This window comes from Nocardia heshunensis, from assembly GCF_054782115.1.
Window position 1 is genome coordinate 1,182,459 of sequence record NZ_BAAGTC010000004.1, and the last position, 19,674, is coordinate 1,202,132.

17 protein-coding genes are annotated in these 19,674 nt (G+C 67.1%); 12 read left to right on the plus strand and 5 right to left on the minus strand.

The window, feature by feature from the left end:
• Positions 1 to 82: 82 nt before the first annotated feature.
• On the plus strand, positions 83 to 316 hold the full coding sequence (gene purS / locus ACYVN4_RS18115) for a phosphoribosylformylglycinamidine synthase subunit PurS (protein WP_040803258.1): 234 nt from the start codon (positions 83 to 85) through the stop codon (positions 314 to 316).
• Positions 313 to 990: a phosphoribosylformylglycinamidine synthase subunit PurQ gene (gene purQ / locus ACYVN4_RS18120; protein ID WP_460722453.1), complete on the plus strand. Its 678-nt coding sequence runs from the start codon at positions 313 to 315 to the stop codon at positions 988 to 990. Before purS ends, purQ begins: the two co-directional genes overlap by 4 nt.
• Here purQ and ACYVN4_RS18125 read toward each other — a convergent pair.
• Positions 987 to 2,057, minus strand: a complete 1,071-nt coding sequence (locus ACYVN4_RS18125) for a substrate-binding domain-containing protein (RefSeq protein ID WP_460722455.1) — start codon at positions 2,055 to 2,057, stop codon at positions 987 to 989. The two genes, purQ and ACYVN4_RS18125, sit on opposite strands and share 4 nt — an antisense overlap.
• 47 nt (positions 2,058 to 2,104) lie before the next feature.
• Between ACYVN4_RS18125 and ACYVN4_RS18130 the strand changes: the two genes are divergently transcribed.
• Together ACYVN4_RS18130 and ACYVN4_RS18135 are read left to right on the plus strand one after the other, a co-directional pair.
• Positions 2,105 to 2,542: a MarR family winged helix-turn-helix transcriptional regulator gene (locus tag ACYVN4_RS18130; RefSeq protein WP_460722457.1), complete on the plus strand. Its 438-nt coding sequence runs from the start codon at positions 2,105 to 2,107 to the stop codon at positions 2,540 to 2,542.
• Positions 2,543 to 2,597: 55 nt separating this feature from the next.
• Positions 2,598 to 3,917: a M18 family aminopeptidase gene (locus ACYVN4_RS18135; protein ID WP_460722459.1), complete on the plus strand. Its 1,320-nt coding sequence runs from the start codon at positions 2,598 to 2,600 to the stop codon at positions 3,915 to 3,917.
• Here the strand turns inward: ACYVN4_RS18135 and ACYVN4_RS18140 are convergent.
• A complete protein-coding gene (locus tag ACYVN4_RS18140) occupies positions 3,914 to 5,164 on the minus strand; it encodes a glycosyltransferase 87 family protein (protein WP_460722461.1) in 1,251 nt (416 codons plus the stop codon). The two genes, ACYVN4_RS18135 and ACYVN4_RS18140, sit on opposite strands and share 4 nt — an antisense overlap.
• A 206-nt stretch (positions 5,165 to 5,370) precedes the next feature.
• Here ACYVN4_RS18140 and purL point away from each other — a divergent pair, with 206 nt between their 5' ends.
• Positions 5,371 to 7,665: a phosphoribosylformylglycinamidine synthase subunit PurL gene (purL, locus tag ACYVN4_RS18145; RefSeq protein WP_460722463.1), complete on the plus strand. Its 2,295-nt coding sequence runs from the start codon at positions 5,371 to 5,373 to the stop codon at positions 7,663 to 7,665.
• Between the two features lie 79 nt (positions 7,666 to 7,744).
• Here purL and ACYVN4_RS18150 read toward each other — a convergent pair whose 3' ends face one another.
• Positions 7,745 to 8,281, minus strand: coding sequence for a hypothetical protein (locus tag ACYVN4_RS18150; protein ID WP_460722465.1), 537 nt, complete (start codon positions 8,279 to 8,281; stop codon positions 7,745 to 7,747).
• Positions 8,282 to 8,376: 95 nt separating this feature from the next.
• Positions 8,377 to 8,664, minus strand: a complete 288-nt coding sequence (locus tag ACYVN4_RS18155) for a YiaA/YiaB family inner membrane protein (RefSeq protein ID WP_460722467.1) — start codon at positions 8,662 to 8,664, stop codon at positions 8,377 to 8,379.
• 220 nt (positions 8,665 to 8,884) lie between these two features.
• Here ACYVN4_RS18155 and ACYVN4_RS18160 point away from each other — a divergent pair, with 220 nt between their 5' ends.
• From ACYVN4_RS18160 to ACYVN4_RS18170, 3 genes are all read left to right on the plus strand, one after another.
• The gene (locus ACYVN4_RS18160) at positions 8,885 to 10,618 is read left to right on the plus strand and encodes an alpha/beta hydrolase (protein ID WP_460722750.1); all 1,734 of its coding nucleotides are present in this window, start codon (positions 8,885 to 8,887) and stop codon (positions 10,616 to 10,618) included.
• Complete coding sequence (locus ACYVN4_RS18165) at positions 10,615 to 11,262, plus strand: CPBP family intramembrane glutamic endopeptidase (RefSeq protein WP_460722469.1); 648 nt, start codon at positions 10,615 to 10,617, stop codon at positions 11,260 to 11,262. Before ACYVN4_RS18160 ends, ACYVN4_RS18165 begins: the two co-directional genes overlap by 4 nt.
• 102 nt (positions 11,263 to 11,364) lie before the next feature.
• Positions 11,365 to 11,748 carry a sterol carrier family protein gene (locus ACYVN4_RS18170; protein ID WP_460722471.1) on the plus strand — a complete coding sequence of 128 codons (384 nt, stop codon included), beginning with the start codon at positions 11,365 to 11,367 and terminating at the stop codon, positions 11,746 to 11,748.
• Positions 11,749 to 11,762: 14 nt separating this feature from the next.
• Here ACYVN4_RS18170 and ACYVN4_RS18175 read toward each other — a convergent pair whose 3' ends face one another.
• On the minus strand, positions 11,763 to 13,139 hold the full coding sequence (locus tag ACYVN4_RS18175; RefSeq protein ID WP_460722473.1) for a YhgE/Pip domain-containing protein: 1,377 nt from the start codon (positions 13,137 to 13,139) through the stop codon (positions 11,763 to 11,765).
• 114 nt (positions 13,140 to 13,253) lie between these two features.
• Here ACYVN4_RS18175 and purF point away from each other — a divergent pair, with 114 nt between their 5' ends.
• From purF to ACYVN4_RS18195, 4 genes are all read left to right on the plus strand, one after another.
• Positions 13,254 to 14,819, plus strand: a complete 1,566-nt coding sequence (gene purF, locus ACYVN4_RS18180) for an amidophosphoribosyltransferase (protein WP_460722475.1) — start codon at positions 13,254 to 13,256, stop codon at positions 14,817 to 14,819.
• Positions 14,820 to 15,078: 259 nt separating this feature from the next.
• Positions 15,079 to 16,665: an ABC transporter substrate-binding protein gene (locus tag ACYVN4_RS18185; RefSeq protein WP_460722477.1), complete on the plus strand. Its 1,587-nt coding sequence runs from the start codon at positions 15,079 to 15,081 to the stop codon at positions 16,663 to 16,665.
• Positions 16,666 to 16,930: 265 nt separating this feature from the next.
• Positions 16,931 to 18,532, plus strand: coding sequence for an ABC transporter substrate-binding protein (locus ACYVN4_RS18190; RefSeq protein WP_460722479.1), 1,602 nt, complete (start codon positions 16,931 to 16,933; stop codon positions 18,530 to 18,532).
• A gap of 56 nt (positions 18,533 to 18,588) precedes the next feature.
• Positions 18,589 to 19,629 (plus strand): ABC transporter permease, encoded by a 1,041-nt coding sequence (locus tag ACYVN4_RS18195; RefSeq protein WP_460722752.1) that lies wholly within the window; start codon positions 18,589 to 18,591, stop codon positions 19,627 to 19,629.
• Positions 19,630 to 19,674 lie beyond the last annotated feature (45 nt).

The following is a 19,674-nucleotide window of genomic DNA, read 5'->3' on the forward strand; positions in this document are numbered from 1 at the left end:
CGTAGCCATAGCAACTACTCTGAGCAGCGAACCAGCCCGGCCGTTTGCCGCCGGGCCCGCCCCACCAGCTGAGGAGCAACGCGTGGCACGTGTCGTGGTCGAGGTGATGCCGAAGGCCGAGATCCTGGACCCCCAGGGACAAGCCATTGTCGGCGCGCTGGGGCGTCTCGGACATCCCGGTATCTCGGATGTGCGGCAGGGCAAGCGATTCGAGCTCGACGTGGATGACAATGTCACCGACGCCGACCTGGAGCAGATCGCCGAATCGCTGCTGGCCAACGTCGTGATCGAGGACTGGAAGGTCGTCCGGCTGTGAGCGCTCGCATCGGTGTCATCACCTTCCCGGGCACGCTCGATGATGTCGATGCGGCCCGCGCGGTGAAACTGGCCGGGTCCGAGCCGGTTTCGCTGTGGCACGCCGACGCCGACCTCAAGCAGGTCGACGCGGTCGTGGTCCCCGGTGGCTTCTCCTACGGCGACTACCTGCGCGCGGGTGCGATCGCTGCCATGGCCCCGGTCATGGGCGAGGTCATCAAGGCCGCTCAGGGCGGCATGCCGATCCTGGGCATCTGCAACGGTTTCCAGATCCTGTGCGAGGCGGGCCTGCTGCCCGGCGCGCTGACCCGCAACGAGGGCCTGCACTTCGTCTGCCGCGACCAGTGGCTGACCGTCGAGCAGACCGATACCGCCTGGACCTCGCGCTATGAGAAGGGCGCGCAGATCCTGGTGCCGGTCAAGAACGCCGAGGGCCGCTTCCAGGCCACCGCCGAGGTGCTCGACGAGCTCGAGGGCGAAGGCCGCGTGGTGTTCCGCTACGCGGGCGGCAACCCCAACGGTTCGCAGCGCGACATCGCGGGCATCACCTCGGCCAACCGCCGGGTGGTCGGCCTGATGCCGCATCCCGAGCACGCCACCGAGCCGCTCACCGGCCCCAGCGACGACGGCCTGGGCCTGTTCCTGTCCGTGCTGGACAGCCTGGTCTCCGCTTAAATCCCGTCCAAAATCTCGAAGTCGACGCCGCCCGCCCTGGCCATCCAGGTCGGGCGGACCGCTTGATTGCCCTCGAAACCGACCTCGCCCCACGGGGTTTCGATGACGGGCCGGTCCGCGACCGCCCGCTGGATGCGTCGTACATTCATTGATCCCGCCAGCTCCGCCATACCGCGCAGCGTGTGAATGGCCTCGTAGCTGGTATTGCTGAAATTGGTGAGCGTGGGCGCGAACCAGCCGTGCAGCTTGTGATACCGGTCCAGCCGCTCCCGATCGTGCGGGCCGTTGACGAAGAATCCCGACGGCACGAACAGATTGTGGTTGGCTCCGCCGCCCGCGGCCAGCAGCACGTTCTCGTCCACCGCGGGACTCACCCGCACCTGCTGATCCGAGCGGCCAGTCCGGGAGAACTGCAGGTTGAAGCGCGCCACGTCGGCCCCGACCAGCAGCACGATGATGCCATCGGCCTGATCGAGTAGCGGATCCCCGAGGAACCGCCGGAAATCGCGGGTTCCCATGGGCACGAACATCTCCAGCGGAATCAAATCCGGATCCAGCAGCGTGGCCCGGATGGCCTGCGCCGTCCGCCGCGGCCACACGTAGTCGTTGCCGATGATCGCCCAGCGCCGCGCTTCGAAGGACCGCTGCAGCCAGTCCAATGCGGGCAGGATCTGATGCCCCGGATCGGCGCCGATCATGAACAGCCCGTCGGGTGCGGTGGCGTCGGATCCCTCGTGGTCGGTGGCGAAAAGGTAGGGCACGCGGCCCGCTGTCACCTGCTCCACGGCCCGTCGTACCGCCGAGGTGTGCCACCCGGTGACCGCGTGCACCATGCCCGTCGCTAGCAGTGCCGCCACTTCTCCCGCCACCACGTGCGGTTCCCGCCCACCGTCAATGTGGGTGACGCGCAATTCCCTTCCCAGAATTCCGGCACCGGAGTTGATTTCCGCCAACGCCAAAGAAATGGCGGCCTCACAGGAAGGTGCGAAGATTCCGCCGGGACCCTGCTGGGGAACTATGTTGATGATCTCGAAGATGTTCTCGGGATTCCCGTCGAACGGGGACATCGGTTACCCTTCCCCTGGTTCAAGCGGTTTTCTGACGGGCGGGAAATATGGCGACAATTCTAGGTGGATTTTCCACCTTGCATGGAGCCCTCCGGGCGGCCGAGCGGAGTTGGCTTCGTCACCTGGATGCTGCCTTGTGTGCGCGCCGACTCACCGCGGATCAATGGTGCATGCTCACCAATCTGTCCCCTGACATCGGCATCACCATGAGCGAGCTGGCCGGGCGCACCCAACTGCCGCCTTCGTCGGCGACGCGGCATGCCGACCATCTGGCCGAGCGCGGCCTCATCTTCCGGGTGGCTGCCGCCGACGACCGGCGTCGCATTCTCATCGGACTCAGCCGTCGCGGTGAGGAGCTCGTCGAGGAGGTGCGGGCCGAGGAGGTGCGCGCCGAGGCCGAAATGCGCCGCAGTCTCGGAAGTGACGACTACCTGGAGCTGGTCCGCCTGCTCGGCCGCGTCGCCGAAGCGCCGCTGCCGGACTAGCGCCGGGCGCGAGTCCCAGAGTCCATCTGACGCGCCTGTGCTTAGGATCGTGCACATGCCCGTTGCCGAGACCACCGCGACAGCCGCCGGACTGTGTGAATTCATCGACGCCTCGCCGTCCCCGTTCCACGTCTGCCGCACTGTCGCAGCGGAACTCGACGATCACGGCTTCACCCGGCTGTCCGAGGCGGCCGCCTGGCCCTCCAGCAGCGCGGGCCGCTACTACGTGGTGCGCGGCGGCTCCCTGGTGGCCTGGGCCGACGGCGGGCCGGGCGCGCCCACCGGATTCCGGGTCGGGCAGTCCACCCCGTTCCGGGTGGTCGGCGCGCACACCGACAGCCCCAATCTGCGGGTCAAGCAGCACCCGGATCTGGCCTCGGCGGGCTGGCAGCTGGTCGGGCTGGAACCCTACGGCGGGGCCTGGCTGAACTCCTGGCTCGACCGCGATCTCGGCATCTCCGGCCGGTTGTCGGTGCGGGACGGAAATGTGGTGCGGGAGCGCCTGATTCGCATCGACGAACCGATCCTGCGGGTGCCGCAGCTGGCCATTCACCTGTCGGAGGATCGGCGCGGGGTGCAGCTGGATCCGCAGCGGCATGTGAACGCGGTGTGGGGGATCGGCGGCGAGCCGCGCTCGTTCCTGGCGTTCCTGGCCGAACGTTGCGGCATCGAAGCCGACGCCATCCTGGGCTGGGAGCTGATGACCCATGATCTGGTGCCGTCCAAGCTGATCGGCCGCGACCTGGATCTGGTGAGCGCGCCCCGGCTCGACAATCAGGTCACCTGCTACGCCGGACTGCGCGCCTTCCTGGCCGCCATCGCCGAACCCGGTGCGGCGGTGCCGGTGCTGGCCATGTTCGACCACGAGGAGGTCGGCAGCCAGTCCGACCGCGGCGCGCAATCCGAACTGCTGCCCACCATGCTGGAGCGCATCGTGCTGACCCGCGGCGGCGGGCGCGCCGAATACCTGGCGGCACTGGCCGGTTCGATCTGCGCCTCGGGCGATATGGCCCACGCCACGCACCCCAACTATCCGGAGCGGCACGAGCCCGCGCACCGCATCGAGGTCAACGGCGGACCGGTGCTCAAGGTCAACCAGAACCTCCGCTACGCCACCGACGCCACCGGCGCGGGCGCGTTCGTGCTGGCCTGCGCCCAGGCCAAGGTCCCGGTGCAGCGCTACGTCCACCGCGCCGACCTGCCCTGCGGATCCACCATCGGCCCGATGACCGCGGCCCGCACCGGCATGCCGACCGTGGATGTCGGCGCGGCCCAGCTGGCCATGCACTCGGCCCGCGAAATGATGGGCGCCGCAGACGTTCCCGCCTACGCCTCCGCGCTGGCGGCGTTCCTGACGCCGGAGCTGACCCGCTAGGCGTCGACCGGCTCGACGCGGTCCGTGGCCGGGCGGTACATCAGTGCCGCCACCACGAAGGCCCCGAACGTGAACAGTACGTAGCTGTTTCCGATGAGCTGCTGCCACCAGTTCCAGGTGAGTTCGCGATCGCCGTTGTGCGGGAGCAGCCACATCGGGCCGATGGCGAACATGACCACGGCCAGTCCGACCGCGCTCAGGAACCACGGGTTGCGGCGGCCGCGGGCGACGGCGTCCGCGGCGACCAGCAGGGCGGGCGCGACCCACACCCAGTGGTGCGACCAGGAGACCGGCGAAACCAGCAGCACGGCAGCGGCATTCACCATCAGCGCGGCGACGGTCTCACCGTCGTCCAGTAGCCGCTTCATCCACACCGCGGCCAGCGCGATGGCGACCACCGACAGGATCAGCCACAGCACCGTCGACACCGAGGTGGAGTAGCCGAGCCGGAACACGAAGCCCTTGATGGACTGGTTGCCCGCGTACCAGGGCGGACCGATGCGGCCGGTGTCGGACAGCGTGTGGAACCAGTACTGCACCGAATCGTGCGGGAAGATCGCGAATCCCACCGCCACCGCGCCGATGGTGGACGCGATCAGGGTGAGCGCGCCCTTCCAGTCCTTGCGCAGCAGGAAGTAGAGCAGGTAGCCGCCGGGCGTGAGCTTCACCGACACCGCGATGCCGATCAGCATGCCGCGCGGCCAGAACGGCTTGCGCGCCAGACAATCCAGTGCCACCGCCGCCATCAGCACCAGGTTGATCTGCCCGAACCCGTAGGTCTCGCGTACCGGTTCCAGCAGCTGGGTCAGCGCGACCGCGCCGAGGATCAGTGCGATCCGGGTCGGCCGGGCCAGGCTCGGGCGCAACCGATCCAGCACCAGCCACAGCGTCACCGCCAGCGACGCGAGCGACACCAGCAGCACCGCCCATTCGGCGACGGCCAGCGGCATCAGCGCCAGCGGCGCGAAGAACAGCGCGGCCAGCGGGGGATAGGTGAACGGCAGCCCGATCCCGTAGACCGCGGGCATCGGCCCGTACAGGTCCCGCCCGTCCAGCCAGGCTCGCGCACCGTTGCGATACACCCGTAGATCGATGTATCCGTGCCACTTGGTGACATAACTGATCACCGCGGACACCGCGAACAGCGCGACCGCCAGCACCAACAGCTTTCGCTGCTGTGCAGTCAGCTTTCCCGGCATGGGCATGGCTTCATCGGTCGGATCCGCGACCCCGGATCGATCGTTCACCGGCTCAGAGTAGCGGGTACCCCGTCGCGGTCGGTTTCATGGGCGCGGGTGTGTGAACCTACGAAGAAAGTGGTCTCGAACACAGCGACAGCCGGGGTAAAGCACGAAAACGCAGGCAATTAGACTCGGTTCGTATATCTCGCCGACTTCCAGCAACGCCGGCAATCGCTCTCGACCTGCCCGGCCGAAAGGACTCTGGTATTCCCGTGACCAGCCACGTCGACACGGTCAGCAACGCCGCGGCCACCTCGGACCACCCGCAGCCCTACAAGGAACTCGGCCTCAAGGACGATGAGTACGCCCGGATCAAGGAGATCCTCGGCCGGCGTCCCACCGACGCCGAGCTGGCCATGTACTCGGTGATGTGGTCGGAGCACTGCTCCTACAAGTCCTCGAAGGTGCACCTGCGCTACTTCGGTGAGACGACCACCGAGGCGATGAAGGCGTCGATGCTCGCCGGTATCGGCGAGAACGCGGGCGTGGTGGACATCGGCGACGGCTGGGCGGTGACCTTCAAGGTCGAATCGCACAACCACCCCTCCTACGTGGAGCCCTACCAGGGTGCGGCCACCGGCGTCGGCGGCATCGTGCGCGACATCATGGCGATGGGCGCGCGCCCGATCGCGGTGATGGACCAGTTGCGTTTCGGCGCGGCCGATCACCCCGACACCCGGCGCGTGGTCGACGGTGTGGTGCGCGGCGTCGGCGGTTACGGCAACTCGCTGGGCCTGCCGAATGTCGGCGGCGAGACCGTGTTCGACCCGTCCTACCAGGGCAATCCGCTCGTCAACGCGCTGTGCGCGGGCGTCATGCGGGTCGAGGACCTGCACCTGGCCTTCGCCTCGGGTGAGGGCAACAAGATCATTCTCTTCGGTGCGCGCACCGGCCTCGACGGCATCGGCGGCGTGTCCGTGCTGGCCTCGGACTCCTTCTCCGGTGACGAATCCGGTTCCGGCCGTAAGAAGCTCCCCAGCGTCCAGGTCGGCGACCCGTTCGCCGAGAAGGTCCTCATCGAGTGCTGTCTCGAGCTGTACCACGCCGGACTCGTGGTGGGCATCCAGGACCTCGGCGGTGCCGGACTGTCCTGCGCCACTTCCGAACTGGCCGCGGCCGGTGACGGCGGCATGCTCATCGACCTGGACCAGGTCCCGCTGCGCGCCGCCAATATGACTGCCGCCGAGATCCTTTCGAGCGAGTCGCAGGAGCGCATGTGCGCGGTCGTGACGCCCGAGAACGTGGACGCCTTCATGGCCGTCTGCAAGAAGTGGGACGTCAACGCGAACGTCATCGGTGAGGTTACCGACGGCGACCGCCTGCTCATCACCTGGCACGGCGAGACCGTGGTGGACGTGCCGCCGCGCACCGTCGCCCACCAGGGCCCGGTCTACGAGCGCCCGGTGCAGCGGCCCGCGGATCAGGATGCGCTGAACGCGGATTCGGCCGCCGCCCTGAACCGCCCGAAGACCGGCGACGAACTGCGCGCCACCCTGCTGAAGATGCTGGCCAGCCCGCAGCTGTGCTCGCGCAAGTGGATCACCGAGCAGTACGACCGCTACGTGCGCGGCAACACCGTGCTGGCCGAGAACGCCGACGCCGGTGTCATCCGCATCGACGAGGAGACCGGCCGCGGCATCGCGCTGGCCACCGACGCGTCGGGTCGCTACACCAAGTTGGACCCCTACACCGGCGCGCAGCTGGCGCTGGCCGAGGCGTTCCGCAATGTCGCCGTCACCGGCGCGGTGCCGAAGGCCGTCACCAACTGCCTCAACTTCGGTTCGCCGGAGGACCCGGGCGTCATGTGGCAGTTCCAGCAGGCCGTGCGCGGTCTCGCGGACGGCTGTGCGGCGCTGGGCATTCCGGTCACCGGCGGCAACGTGTCCTTCTACAACCAGACCGGCCAGACCGCCATCCTGCCGACCCCCGTGGTCGGCGTGCTCGGCGTCATCGACGATGTGCACCGCCGCATCCCGACCGGCCTGGGCACCGAGCCGGGCGAGACCCTGATCCTGCTCGGCGAGACCCGCGACGAGCTCGACGGCTCCATCTGGGCGCAGGTCGAGCACGACCACCTCGGCGGCCTGCCGCCCAAGGTCGACCTGGCCCGCGAGCAGCTGATCGCCGACATCCTGGTCTCCGGTTCCCGCGACGGCATGGTCTCCGCCGCCCACGACATCTCCGAGGGCGGCCTGATCCAGACCGTCGTGGAGGCCGCGCTGGCCGGCGAAACCGCCTGCCGCATCATCCTTCCCGAGGGCGCGGACCCGTTCGTCACCCTGTTCTCCGAGTCCGCGGGCCGCGTGCTGGTGGCCGTGCCGCGCTCGGAGGAGACCCGCTTCAGCAAGATGTGCGATGCCCGCGGCCTGCCGTGGGTGCGCATCGGCGTGGTCGACGACGGCTCGGACTCGGTCGAGGTGCAGGGCCAGTTCAGCGTCAAGCTGGACGAGCTGCGCGCCGCCCACGAGGCCACCCTCCCGGCCCTGTTCGGCAACTCCGACCACTGATCGGGTAGCTGCCCAACGACGAAGCCCGCCGAATCCGATACTCCGCGTATCGGATTCGGCGGGCTTTCGCGTTCGGTGACTACTGCGACAGGCTGCCCAGCAGCGGGCCGATCACCGGAATCGAACTCGCACTACCGGTTCCGCCCTTGCCGCCACCGGGTGCGGTCGGCGTGCAGCTCGCGCCGCTGGGAGCCGTCTGTACGACATTGACCGGGGCGAGCATGTCGTCGATCTCCGCGTTGGGGCCCTTCACCGGATCATTGGCGCTCGCCGTGAGAGTCGTGGCTCCCGCGTAGGTGGGCGTCCAATTGACAGTGATGCCCTGACCCGCCACATAGGGCACCATGGCGATTTGGACGAGGCCACCCTCCGGATACGTCGCCCATCCGAACTGGATGTCCGCGTAGCCCGCCGCCTGGGCCATGAGGGCCGTGGCATCGGTGGCGGACAGCGAGATCGTGTACGTGGTGCCGACGCAGTAAGCCGTCGAGGGCTGCAACTGCAGGGTATTGACGACTCCCGCGGAGGCGGTCGTGGCCGTCACGATCGAGGCCACCCCCGCCGCCGCCATGGCAGCGAACCCGACACTCGATCGACCGAGGACCGACATCTTCATCTTTTCTTACTCCCCATTGCGAAATACCTTTGTTTATCAAAGGTAACGACGCAGCCTAACTCGGGTGCGCGCGCCGCGGCGGGGAAAACGGCGGATCAGCTGATCTTGAAGGGATCGTGCTCGGCCATCAGCTTTTCCATCCGGGCCTCGTCGATACGGCTGTGCACCTTCGAGGATTCATGCTGATCGCGAATGACTTTCGCGAGGGTGAAGCAGCTGCTCACCAGGAACAGCGTTGCCATCAGGAGGAATCCGCGCTGCCACATATCCAAGGGCAGGTAGGCGATGCCGATTATCAAGGCGGAGAAGCTGATTCCGAAGGCGATCATGGCCTGAGCCAGAAACGCGGTAGTGCTCTTGTTCTGGGCGTTCGGGGTGCTCATGGTCCTCGAGTCTGTCGACCGGCGGCCATGATCGACCGCGTACAACTACTCGAGTGGCATGGGTAGATGCCGTGTCCGACACGCCGGGTCGATGGCCGCTCTCACACCGGGGCCTCCCCGGATTCCGGCCGGTTGCCTCCATACTTGACGGGTGCCCGAACCCGTCGACGCTCTGACACGGTTGCGCACGCGGGGCACCGTGCTCTACGCGCGCGGGATAGTGGCGTACCGGAAGCTGTTCCGGCGCGGGTGGGGTCGCAAGGTCGCGGTGTTCGCGCGACGCGTCGAGGACATCATCGACCTCAATCACACCGGGCTGGTCGTGGCGACCATCTTCTTCGCCTGGTCGGTGACGCCGTCGCTGGTGCCGCGCGACTGGCTGTTCCAGGGTCTGATCTCCGGCATCAATGCCGCCATCGGGTATGGCGTCGGCTGTGTGCTGCAGTGGTTGTTCCGCAAGTGGATTCGGCCGCGCATCAAGCTCGAGACGCCGCCCGAATGGGTGCGGTACCTGGCCAAGGTGGTCGTGGTGATCGCCTGCGTGCTGGTGGCCGGGTACATGCTGGTGCTCTCGGCCGACTGGCAGCGCGAGATCACCACCCTCATGGACATGGAAGGCACCACGCGCGCCGCGTATCTGCGCACGGGCGGACTGAGTTTCGCGGTCGGCGCGCTCGTGGTGGCCGTCTACCGGACCCTGCGCGCGGCCGTGCGTCTCACCGCCCGGCTGCTCAGCCGCTGGGTGCGGGTGCCGCCCGCCTTCGCACCAGCGGTGGGCGCGCTGCTACTCACCGTGCTCATCGTGACCCTGTTCAACGGTGTCGCCACCCGCGCGTTCTTCGCGGTCGCCAACTCCGCGTTCAGTGTGCGCAACGACAAGATGACCGCGTACGCGGTGCAGCCGACCAAGCCCGAACGCTCCGGCAGCCCGGCCTCGCTGGCGAAATGGGAGACGCTCGGCTCAGAGGGCCGCTGGTTCGTCTCGCACGGACCCGATCCCATGCTGATCAGTGCCGTGACGGGAAAGCCCGCGCGCGAACCGATCCGGGTGTACGTGGGTCTGCAATCGGCGGGCCAGGACACCACCGAGGAGGATCTGGCGGTCGCCGAACTGGACCGCACCGGGGCCTTCGACCGCAAGGTGCTGGTGCTGGCCACCACCACCGGTACCGGCTGGGTGAACGGGGAAGCCGCCGCCGCACTGGAATACCTGTGGGGCGGCGACACCGCCATCGTGGCCTCGCAGTACTCGTATCTGCCCAGCGTGCTGTCGTTCCTCGCGGACCGGCAGAAGGTGGCGATCAACGGCCGCAAGATGTTCGACGCGGTGTACCGGCGCTGGGAACAGAAACCGGCCGACCATCGGCCGAAACTGCTGGTGTACGGCGAATCCCTGGGCTCGCAGGGCTCGGAGTCGGCCTTCGACGGGCTGGCCGACCTGCGCTCCAAGGTGGACGGCGCGCTGTGGGTGGGCCCGCCCAACTCGAATCGGTTGTGGCAGCAGTTCGTCCAACGCCGTGACCCGGGTACGCGTGAGGTGGATCCGATCTACGCCGACGGCCTGGTGGTCCGATTCGGCGCCACCGCAGCCGATCTGGGCAAGCCCTCGCCGGACTGGCGCAAGCCGCGCATCGCCTACCTGCAACATCCGTCGGACCCCATCGTCTGGTGGTCCTCGGATCTCATCTTCTCCCAACCGGATTGGCTCTCCGAACCCCGCGGCAACGACGTCTCCTCCCAAATGCGCTGGTGGCCCTTCGTCACCTTCTGGCAGGTGGTCGCCGACCTCATCAATGCCCAGGGCGTCAGCGACGGCCACGGCCACCGCTACGGCTCCCTCGTCCTCGACGGCTGGGCCGCCATCGCCGCACCCCCGGACTGGACCCCCGAACTCGGCGAACGCATCCGGGTCCAGATCGAACTGGCGGAAGCCTACGAACGCGCGGTCAAATGACCTTGCGCGCCAAAGCTCTTGTCGCGGCCGCCCTTCCACTGCTGTGGAGCAATCGGGTGCTGCCCGCGCTGGGTCTGGAGATTCGCGGCCGCACCGCCGCCAACACAATGTTCGCGTTCGCGTATACGGCCGCCTTCCAGGGCGCGCCGAACTGGCTGTCACCACGTGGTTTTCGCGTCGGTGCGATCACGGGCGGACTGGTGCTCTCGGGATATGCCGCGGCCCTGGCCGTTCCGGCCACCCGCCGCCACCTGGCCGGGCTCGACGATCGCGGCCCGGCCGTCCACACCGTCGAATGGACCGCGCTGCACATTCCCGGCGGCACCGTCCTCACCGAAGAACTCGTCTACCGCGCGACACTCACCCCGCTGTTGGAGCAGGCCACCGCGCGCGCCGGAAGCGACAGGGTCGGAACCGGGCTCGGCGCACTGGTTTTCGGCCTCGCACATATCCGACCGGCCCGTGGCGCGGGCGATTCGGTACCCGCCACCATTGCGCTCACGACCGCGGCGGGACTGGTTTTCGACCGGCTGCGCAGCGCGACCGGCAGTGCGACCGCCCCGGCTCTGCTGCACCTGGCCCTGAACGCGGGCGGCGCGCTCGCACCGAAGCTGGCCCGCCGACTGTCGCGCGAGCGGCGCTGACGGCTCTCGTCATCCCAGCGTGCTTTTGGCTGGGATCCAACGCGGGCAGTGTGGATTCCGGCCAAAAGCACGCCGGAATGACGAGGTGGGTAGCCTCGCGGGATGGCGCGAGGTGCGGTGGATCCGGCTCAGGTGCGGGCGGCGGTAGCAGCGGTGGGGGAGTGGCTGCGGGATGACTCTGCCCCGCCCCCGGGGCGGGCCGAGATCGCGGCGGCGGTGCGGGGGACGGCTCGGTCGTTGGCGGGGGATGCGCCGGGGCATTCGGTGGAGGTGCGGGTGCCGCCGTTCGTGGCGGTGCAGTGCATCGAGGGGCCGCGACATACGCGGGGGACGCCGCCGAATGTGGTCGAAACCGATGCTCGGACTTGGCTGTTGCTGGCCACCGGGCTGCTGGCGTTCGAGGACGCGCTGGAATCGGGGGCGTTGAGCGCGTCCGGCAGCCGGGCGGGCGAGGTCGCCCGCTGGCTGCCGATCGTGCCGGTCTAGCCGGGTCCGTCAGGTCAGGCGTCGGCGGGCTTCGCGTGGCGGCCGCCGCCGGTCTCGGTGCCGCCGCCTGCGTTGGTGAGGTCGACGGGCTTGCGGTCCAAGCCCTTTCGATCGTAGAAGCGGGTGATGAACAGGCCGCCGAAGATGCCGATGGCCAGGCCCAGGACCGCCATCCAGGCGCCGCGGGTGAGTCCGGCCTGGCCGTCGCCGTAGAAGTAGAGGATCGAGCGAGTGCCCAGGAAGACCTGGTGCATGGGCTCGAACTTGGCCAGCCAGCCGAAGTACTTGGGGGTGGCCTCGATCGGGATGGTGCCGCCCGAGGAGGGCAGGCCCAGGATGATGAAGATGATCAGGTTGATGATCAGGCCGGAGGTGCCGACCGCGGCCAGCATCGAGGTGCAGGTGAAGCCGACCGCGCACATCACCAGGACGCCGTAGAGGAACAACAGCAGCGGCCGGTCGATGGGCATGCCGAGCGCGTCCGCGATCCCCATCAGCGCGCCCGACACCACGATCGACATCACCACCACCGCCGACCACTTGATCAGCAGCGTCTTGAACCGCGAGATCGACGCCCGCGGATAGTGCACGTACCACGGACCCCATTCGGTCGGCAGGAACCCGAGCGCCGAATCGATGAGCTGGTGGATGATCATCGCCCCGACCATGCCGACCAGCAGGAGTAGCAGACTGTAGAAGAACGCGGTCAGGCCCTCCCCGGAACCGCCGGGCAGCGGCCAGAATTGGTTGACCACGACATTCAGCGGCTGTGCCAAGACCAGCCGGGTGGCGGCGGTCAATTCGGTGGGAGGTGCCCCCGGCGGCGGCGCCAACTGCGCCTTCACCTGCTCGGTCAGCTGCTTGCCGACCAGCGCGTTCACCTGGGTCAAGGCCTGCTCGCCGAACTTCTGCACCACCGCGGTGGCGAAAGCGCCGGTGCGCGGATTGGTCTGGAGGACGAGCTCCGGCTTGGAGATGTCGCCGGGCACCACGCTGCCGACCCCGAGAATGCCGAGTCGCTTGGTGAAGTCCGAGGGAATGATGATGGTGCCGTAGACCCGCGCCGACTGCATGCGCAACTGCGCCTCGGTGATGCCGAGCACCTGCAGATTGATCTGATCCGACGGCACCGCTTTCTGCAAACCATCGGCGACCTGATCGCCGAAGTTCACATGCTTGCCACCGATATCGTCACCGACATCCTGATTCACCAGTGCGATCGGGAAGTCGTGCAGATTCTTCTCCGGATCGACCACGTAATCGAGGTACATCACACCCAGCAGCGAGGCCAGCAGGGTCACGACGACGATGGGGAATGCCCACCTGATCGGGCTCAAATGCCGGCGCGGGGCGGCGGGTTCCGTGCCCCCGGTGGTCTCGGTGCTCGTCACGGTCGAACGCTAACAGCAAACCTCGTGCCATCTCGGTTATCCCAACGGTGGGTTGCCTTGCGGTTACCCGTAGAATGGCTCACGCCCCCAGCCCGCCGAACAGGGAGCAAACTGGTGTCTCTCCCCCCCGCTGCCACCACCCCCGACCAGGACGAGAACGAACCGCGCGAAGAGTGCGGCGTGTTCGGAGTCTGGGCGCCGGGCGAAGATGTGGCAAAGCTCACGTATTACGGACTTTACGCATTGCAGCACCGGGGTCAGGAGGCGGCGGGTATCGCTGTCGCCGACGGTTCGCAGGTGCTGGTCTTCAAGGATCTCGGCCTGGTGAGCCAGGTCTTCGACGAACAAACGCTGGCAGCCATGCCCGGCCATGTGGCCGTCGGCCACTGCCGTTACTCCACCACCGGATCCACCACCTGGGAGAACGCCCAGCCGATCTTCCGCACCACCGCGGTCGGCACGGGAATCGCCCTGGGCCACAACGGAAATCTCGTCAACACCGCGGAATTGAGCGCGCGTGCACGGGAACTCGGCCTGGTCACCGGCCGTCTGGCGGGCACCATCGCCGCCACCTCGGACTCGGACGTGGTCACCGCGCTGCTCGCGCACGCGGCGGCCGACAAGAGCATCGAGCAGGCAGCCATGGAGTTGCTGCCGACGCTGCAGGGCGCCTTCTGCCTCACCTTCATGGATGAGCACACGCTCTACGCCGCGCGTGATCCGCACGGCGTGCGCCCACTATGTTTGGGCCGCCTCGATCGTGGCTGGGTAGTTGCCAGCGAGACGGCGGCCCTCGACATCGTCGGCGCGTCCTTCGTCCGTGACATCGAGCCGGGCGAACTGCTCGCCATCGACGCGGACGGGGTGCGCTCGCTGCGCTTCGCCAACCCGACCCCCAAGGGTTGCGTCTTCGAATTCGTCTACCTGGCCCGGCCCGACTCGACCATCTCCGGTCGCTCGGTGCACGCCACCCGCGTGGACATCGGCCGCCGCCTGGCCGCCGAGCATCCCATCGAGGCCGACCTGGTCATCCCGGTGCCGGAGTCCGGCACCCCCGCGGCCGTCGGCTACGCGCAGGGCTCGGGTGTGCCCTACGGGCAGGGCCTGATGAAGAACGCCTATGTGGGCCGCACCTTCATCCAGCCCAGCCAGACCATCCGCCAGCTCGGAATCCGGTTGAAGCTCAACCCGCTTCGCGAGGTCATCCGCGGCAAGCGGCTCATCGTGGTGGACGACTCCATCGTGCGCGGCAACACCCAGCGGGCCTTGATTCGCATGCTGCGCGAGGCGGGCGCGTTGGAGATCCACGTGCGGATCGCCTCGCCGCCGGTCAAGTGGCCGTGCTTCTACGGCATCGACTTCGCCTCCCGCGCGGAGTTGATCGCCAATGGCGCGGGCCCGGACGGCATCGCGGGGGAGAGCCTCGACGACATGGTGGACGGGGTGCGTCGCTCCATCGGCGCGGACACCCTCGGCTACATCTCCATCGACAGCATGATCGCCGCCACCGAGCAGCCCCGCTCGCGCCTGTGCTCGGCGTGCTTCGACGGTGACTACCCGATCGCGCTGCCGGTCGAATCGGCCATCGGCAAGAACGTGCTCGAAGGGATGCTGTCGGGCGCTACCGAGTCGGAGCTGCTGGCCGACAACGCCAACGCCTCGGCCCTGAGCCGCCCGTAGTACCAGCGCTTTTCAGTGCCCGTCCGCGTAATCGCGGGCGGGCACTGTGCTTTTCCCGCTCTGAACAGGGAAATCCGGTGGCGCAGTTGCGCCATCGGCGTGTGCGCGCGGATGGCGCAATTTATGTACCGATTGTCCAGAAACGCAACACTCCGGTTATAACCGGTCGATACTGTGCCCAGCCAAGAGATGTCCACCGCAGCGCGGCGGGCCCGTGACCCGGCCGCCGGCGCTGCGTGTTCGAGAGCAAGGGCAGTACATGCGCGCGAAAAAAGTTGCGGCGGTCGGCTTCGCCGGCCTGGCCGTGTTTGCGATAGCCGGGTGTGGTTCCGGGAAGACGGGTGGCGGCGGGGGCAGCGCCGGCATCCTGGTCGGCACCACCGACAAGGTCACCTCACTCGATCCGGCCAAGGCCTACGACAATGGTTCGCTGCTGGCCGAAACCCAGGTCTACCAGTTCCTGATGAACTTCCCGGCGGGCGACGCCACCCCGAAACCCGATGCGGCCGACAAGTGCGGGTTCACCTCCCCGACCGTCTACAGCTGCACCCTGAAGCCGGGCCTGAAGTTCGTCAACGGTGACCCGCTCACCGCCAAGAGCGTGAAGTTCTCCTTCGACCGCATGGTCAAGATCGACGACCCGCAGGGCCCGAAGGCATTGCTGGACAACCTGGCCAGCACCGACGCCCCCGACGACAAGACCGTCAACTTCACCCTCAAGCAGGCCAACGACCAGACCTTCCCGGCCATCCTGCCCACCCAGGCGGCGGCCATCGTGGACGAGAAGGTGTTCCCGGCCGACAAGGTCATGGCCGACGAGGACATCGTGAAGGCCAAGCCCTTCTCCGGCCCGTACACGATCTCCAGCTACGACAAGAACAAGCTGGTGGAGTACAAGTCGAATCCGGACTACAACGGCCTGTTCGGCAAGCCCAAGTCCGACACCGTCACGGTGAAGTACTACGCCGAGGCATCGAACATGAAACTCGATGTGCAGCAGGGCAATATCGATGTCGTCTGGCACACGCTGTCCCCGACGGACCTGGACTCGCTGCGCAATGACAGCAAGGTGACCGTGCATCAGTCGCCGGGCGGCGACACCCGCTACATCGTGTTCAACCTCAACACCCAGCCCGGCGGCAACCCCGCGCAGAAGCTGGCCGTGCGCAAGGCCGTGGCCACCGCGATCGACCGTGACGCGCTGGCCGCCAGCGTCTTCAAGGGCACTTGGTCGCCGCTGTATTCGCCTGTCCCGAAGGGTGTTCCGGGTGCGACCGAGGCACTGAAGGATATCTACGGGGCGAAGCCGAACAAGGACGCGGCCGCCAAGTTCCTCGCCGACTCGGGGATGGCCACACCGGTCGAACTGAACCTGCAATACACCACCGAGCATTACGGCTCCGCCAGCTCGGAGGAGTACGCGGCGATCAAGAACCAGCTCGAGGCCACCGGGCTGTTCAAGGTGAACCTGCAGTCCACCGAGTGGGTCGCGTATCAGAAGGCGCGTTCCTCCGACGGCTACCCGGTGTTCCAGTTCGGCTGGTTCCCAGACTACCCGGACGCCGACGACTACCTGCGTCCGTTCTTCACCGAGGACAACTTCCTGCGCAACCACTTCGGTGATCCCAAGATCACCGCCGAGCTGAATGCCGAACTGACCGAAGGGGATCCGGCCAAGCGGGCCGCCGTGCTGGCCACCCTGCAGCACGACCTGATGGCGGATTACCTGCCCATCGTGCCGTTGCTGACCGGTAACCAGATCGCGGTGGCGGGCAAGGATGTGCAGGGCGTGGATTCGACGCTGGACCCATCCTCGAAGTTCCGTTTCGGTGTGCTGAGCAAATAACCGGCGGTGGGCCCGTCGAGTGCGCTGGGCGGGCCCTTCGGTTGGTAGTTATGCAGTGCGGCTGGAAACTATCCAGTTCTGAAAGATGTTCACCGTAGTTTCGGCTGGTTATAACCAGTTTTAAGAGCTCTCGTTTTATACATCTGTACCCCGGCAACACAGAGGCAACAAACCGTTACTACGGTGCGCCGAGACACATCACGCTATGGCGGTGTGACGTCCGCGATCCGGACCGGCACCGCCCGAGTTTCGAGAGATGAGCACTATGGGTTCGAAGACGAACCGGGCGAGGACCTTCGCCGCGGTCGGCATGGCAGGCATCGCACTCGTCGCCGCGGGCTGCGGCTCCGGACGCACCGGAGACTCCACCGGCGGCGGCGCGGGAATCACGGTCGGCACCACGGACAAGATCTTCTCGCTGGATCCGGCCCTGGCCTACGACAACGGCTCCCTGCAGGCCGAGACGCAGATCTACCAGACCCTGTTGAACTTCGCGCCCGGCAAGACGGTCCCCGAACCGGACGCCGCGCAGAAGTGCGGATTCACCTCGCCGACCGTGTACAGCTGCACGGTCAAGCCGGGCCTGAAGTTCGCGAACGGGAACCCGCTCACCGCCGCGAGCGTGAAGTTCTCCTTCGACCGCATCCTGAAGATCAACGATCCCAACGGTCCCGCTTCGCTTTTGGGCAATCTGGACCACACCGACGCGCCGGACGCGCAGACGGTCAACTTCACGCTCAAGGTCGCCAACGATCAGACCTTCGCCTCGGTGCTGCCGAGCCAGGCCGGAATCATCGTGGACGAGAAGAGCTTCCCGGCCGACAAGGTGCTCGCCGACGAGGACGTGGTCAAGACCAACGCCTTCTCCGGCCCGTACACCATCACCAGCTACGAGAAGAACAAGCTGGTCGAGTACAAGGCCAACCCGGGCTACGACGGCCTGTTCGGCAAGCCCAAGAACGACAGCGTCTCGGTCAAGTACTACGCCGAGGCCGCCAACCTGAAGCTCGATGTGCAGAACGGCAATATCGATGTCGCCTACCGGAGCCTGACCCCGACCGACATCGACTCGCTCCGCAACGACAGCAAGGTCACCGTGCATGAGGGGCCCGGTGGCGAGCTGCGCTACATCGTCTTCAACATGAACACCATGCCCGGCGGCACCCCGGCCCAGAAGCTGGCCGTGCGCAAGGCCGTTGCCTCGAGCGTGGATCGCGATGCCCTGGCCACCGGTGTCTACAAGGGCACCTACAAGCCGGCGTACTCCTCGGTCGTGCCGGGCGCCACCGGCGCGACCGAGCCGTACAAGGACATCTACGGCGCCAAGCCGAACAAGGACGCGGCCGCCAAGTTCCTGGCCGACGCCGGGGTCGCCGCCCCGGTCACGCTGAACTTGCAGTACAACTCCGACCACTACGGCGGCTCCTCCTCCGAGGAGTACGCGGCCATCAAGAACCAGCTCGAAGCCACCGGGCTGTTCAAGGTGAATCTGCAGTCCACCGAATGGGTTTCGTATCAGGATGAACGGGTGAAGGACTCCTACCCGCTCTACCAGTTCGGCTGGTTCCCGGACTTCCCGGACGCCGACAACTACCTGACCCCGTTCTTCGCGCCGAACAACACGCTGCAGAACCACTTCGAGGATCCGCAGATCAACGCGCTGCTCACCGCGGAAACCACCGAGCCCGACGCCGCCAAGCGCGCCGACATCCTGAAGAAGCTGCAGTTCTCGCTCGCCAATGACCACCTGCCGATGCTGCCGCTGCTGGCCGGAACCAATATCGCGGTCGCGGGCAAGAACATTCAGGGCGTCGCCGACACCCTGGATCCCACCTTCAAGTTCCGTTTCGGTGTGCTGAGCAAGTGACGGCCATCGAGGAGACGGGCGGGCCGACCGAGTCGACCCGCCCGGCGGGAAAGCGTTTGCGCGGCAGCAGTTCCCGCTACAGTGCGCTGCTGCGTTACCTCGGGGTGCGAGCTCTGCTCATCATCCCGACCACCTGGATCCTGGTGACCCTGGTGTTCTTCCTGATGCGGGTGATCGGTGACCCGATCAGCGCCGCCATGGGCGGCCGCCTGAGCCCCGCGCAGATCCAGGAGCGCAAGGAGGCGGCCGGGCTCAACCGGCCCATCCTCACCCAGTACTGGGAGTACCTCTCGGGGCTGCTGCGCGGCGATTTCGGCCGCTCCCAGGACAATCGGGCCATCAGCGACGTCATCGTCACCTACGGCGCGGCCACCCTGGAACTCGTGTTCTGGTCGCTCATCGTGGCCTTCGCGGTCGGCGTGCCGCTGGGCAGATACGCGGCCACCAAACGAGATTCGGCCCGCGACGTGAGCCTCCGGCTGTTCGCCATCCTGGTGTACGCCGCACCCGTGTTCTTCGTCGGCCTGCTGCTCAAGCTGATCTTCTCGGTCAAACTCGGTTGGCTGCCCGTTGCCGGACGGGCCAGCACCAATGTCGAGTTGCAGCTGCAGCACGTGTCGCCCAAGACGAACATCATGATCGTCGACGCGATTCTCTACGGGGACACCGGGTACATCGTGGATGTGCTGAAACACGCTGTGCTGCCTGCCATCGCACTGGGCCTGCTCACCGCGGGCGTGTTCCTGCGACTGGTGCGCATCAACCTGATCCAGACGCTGCGGTCCGGGTACGTCGAAGCCGCCCGTGCGCGTGGACTTTCCGATCGCGTCGTCACCGGGCGGCACGCCTTCCGCAATGCGCTCATCCCGGTCGTCACCGTGATGGGCATGCAGATCGCCATGATGCTCGGCGGTGCGGTGCTCACCGAAACCACCTTCGAGTGGAAGGGATTGGGCTACCAGCTGGCCAGCTACCTGCAAGCCCGCGACTTCATCGCGGTGCAGGGCATCGTGGCGTTCATCGCGATCGTGGTGGCGGTCATGAGCTTCCTGGTGGACCTGATCGTCGCGATGATCGACCCGAGGGTGAGGTTCTGATGACGGTCATCGAAACGGGCGTCGAGGCGCCCGTCCCGCCCACCC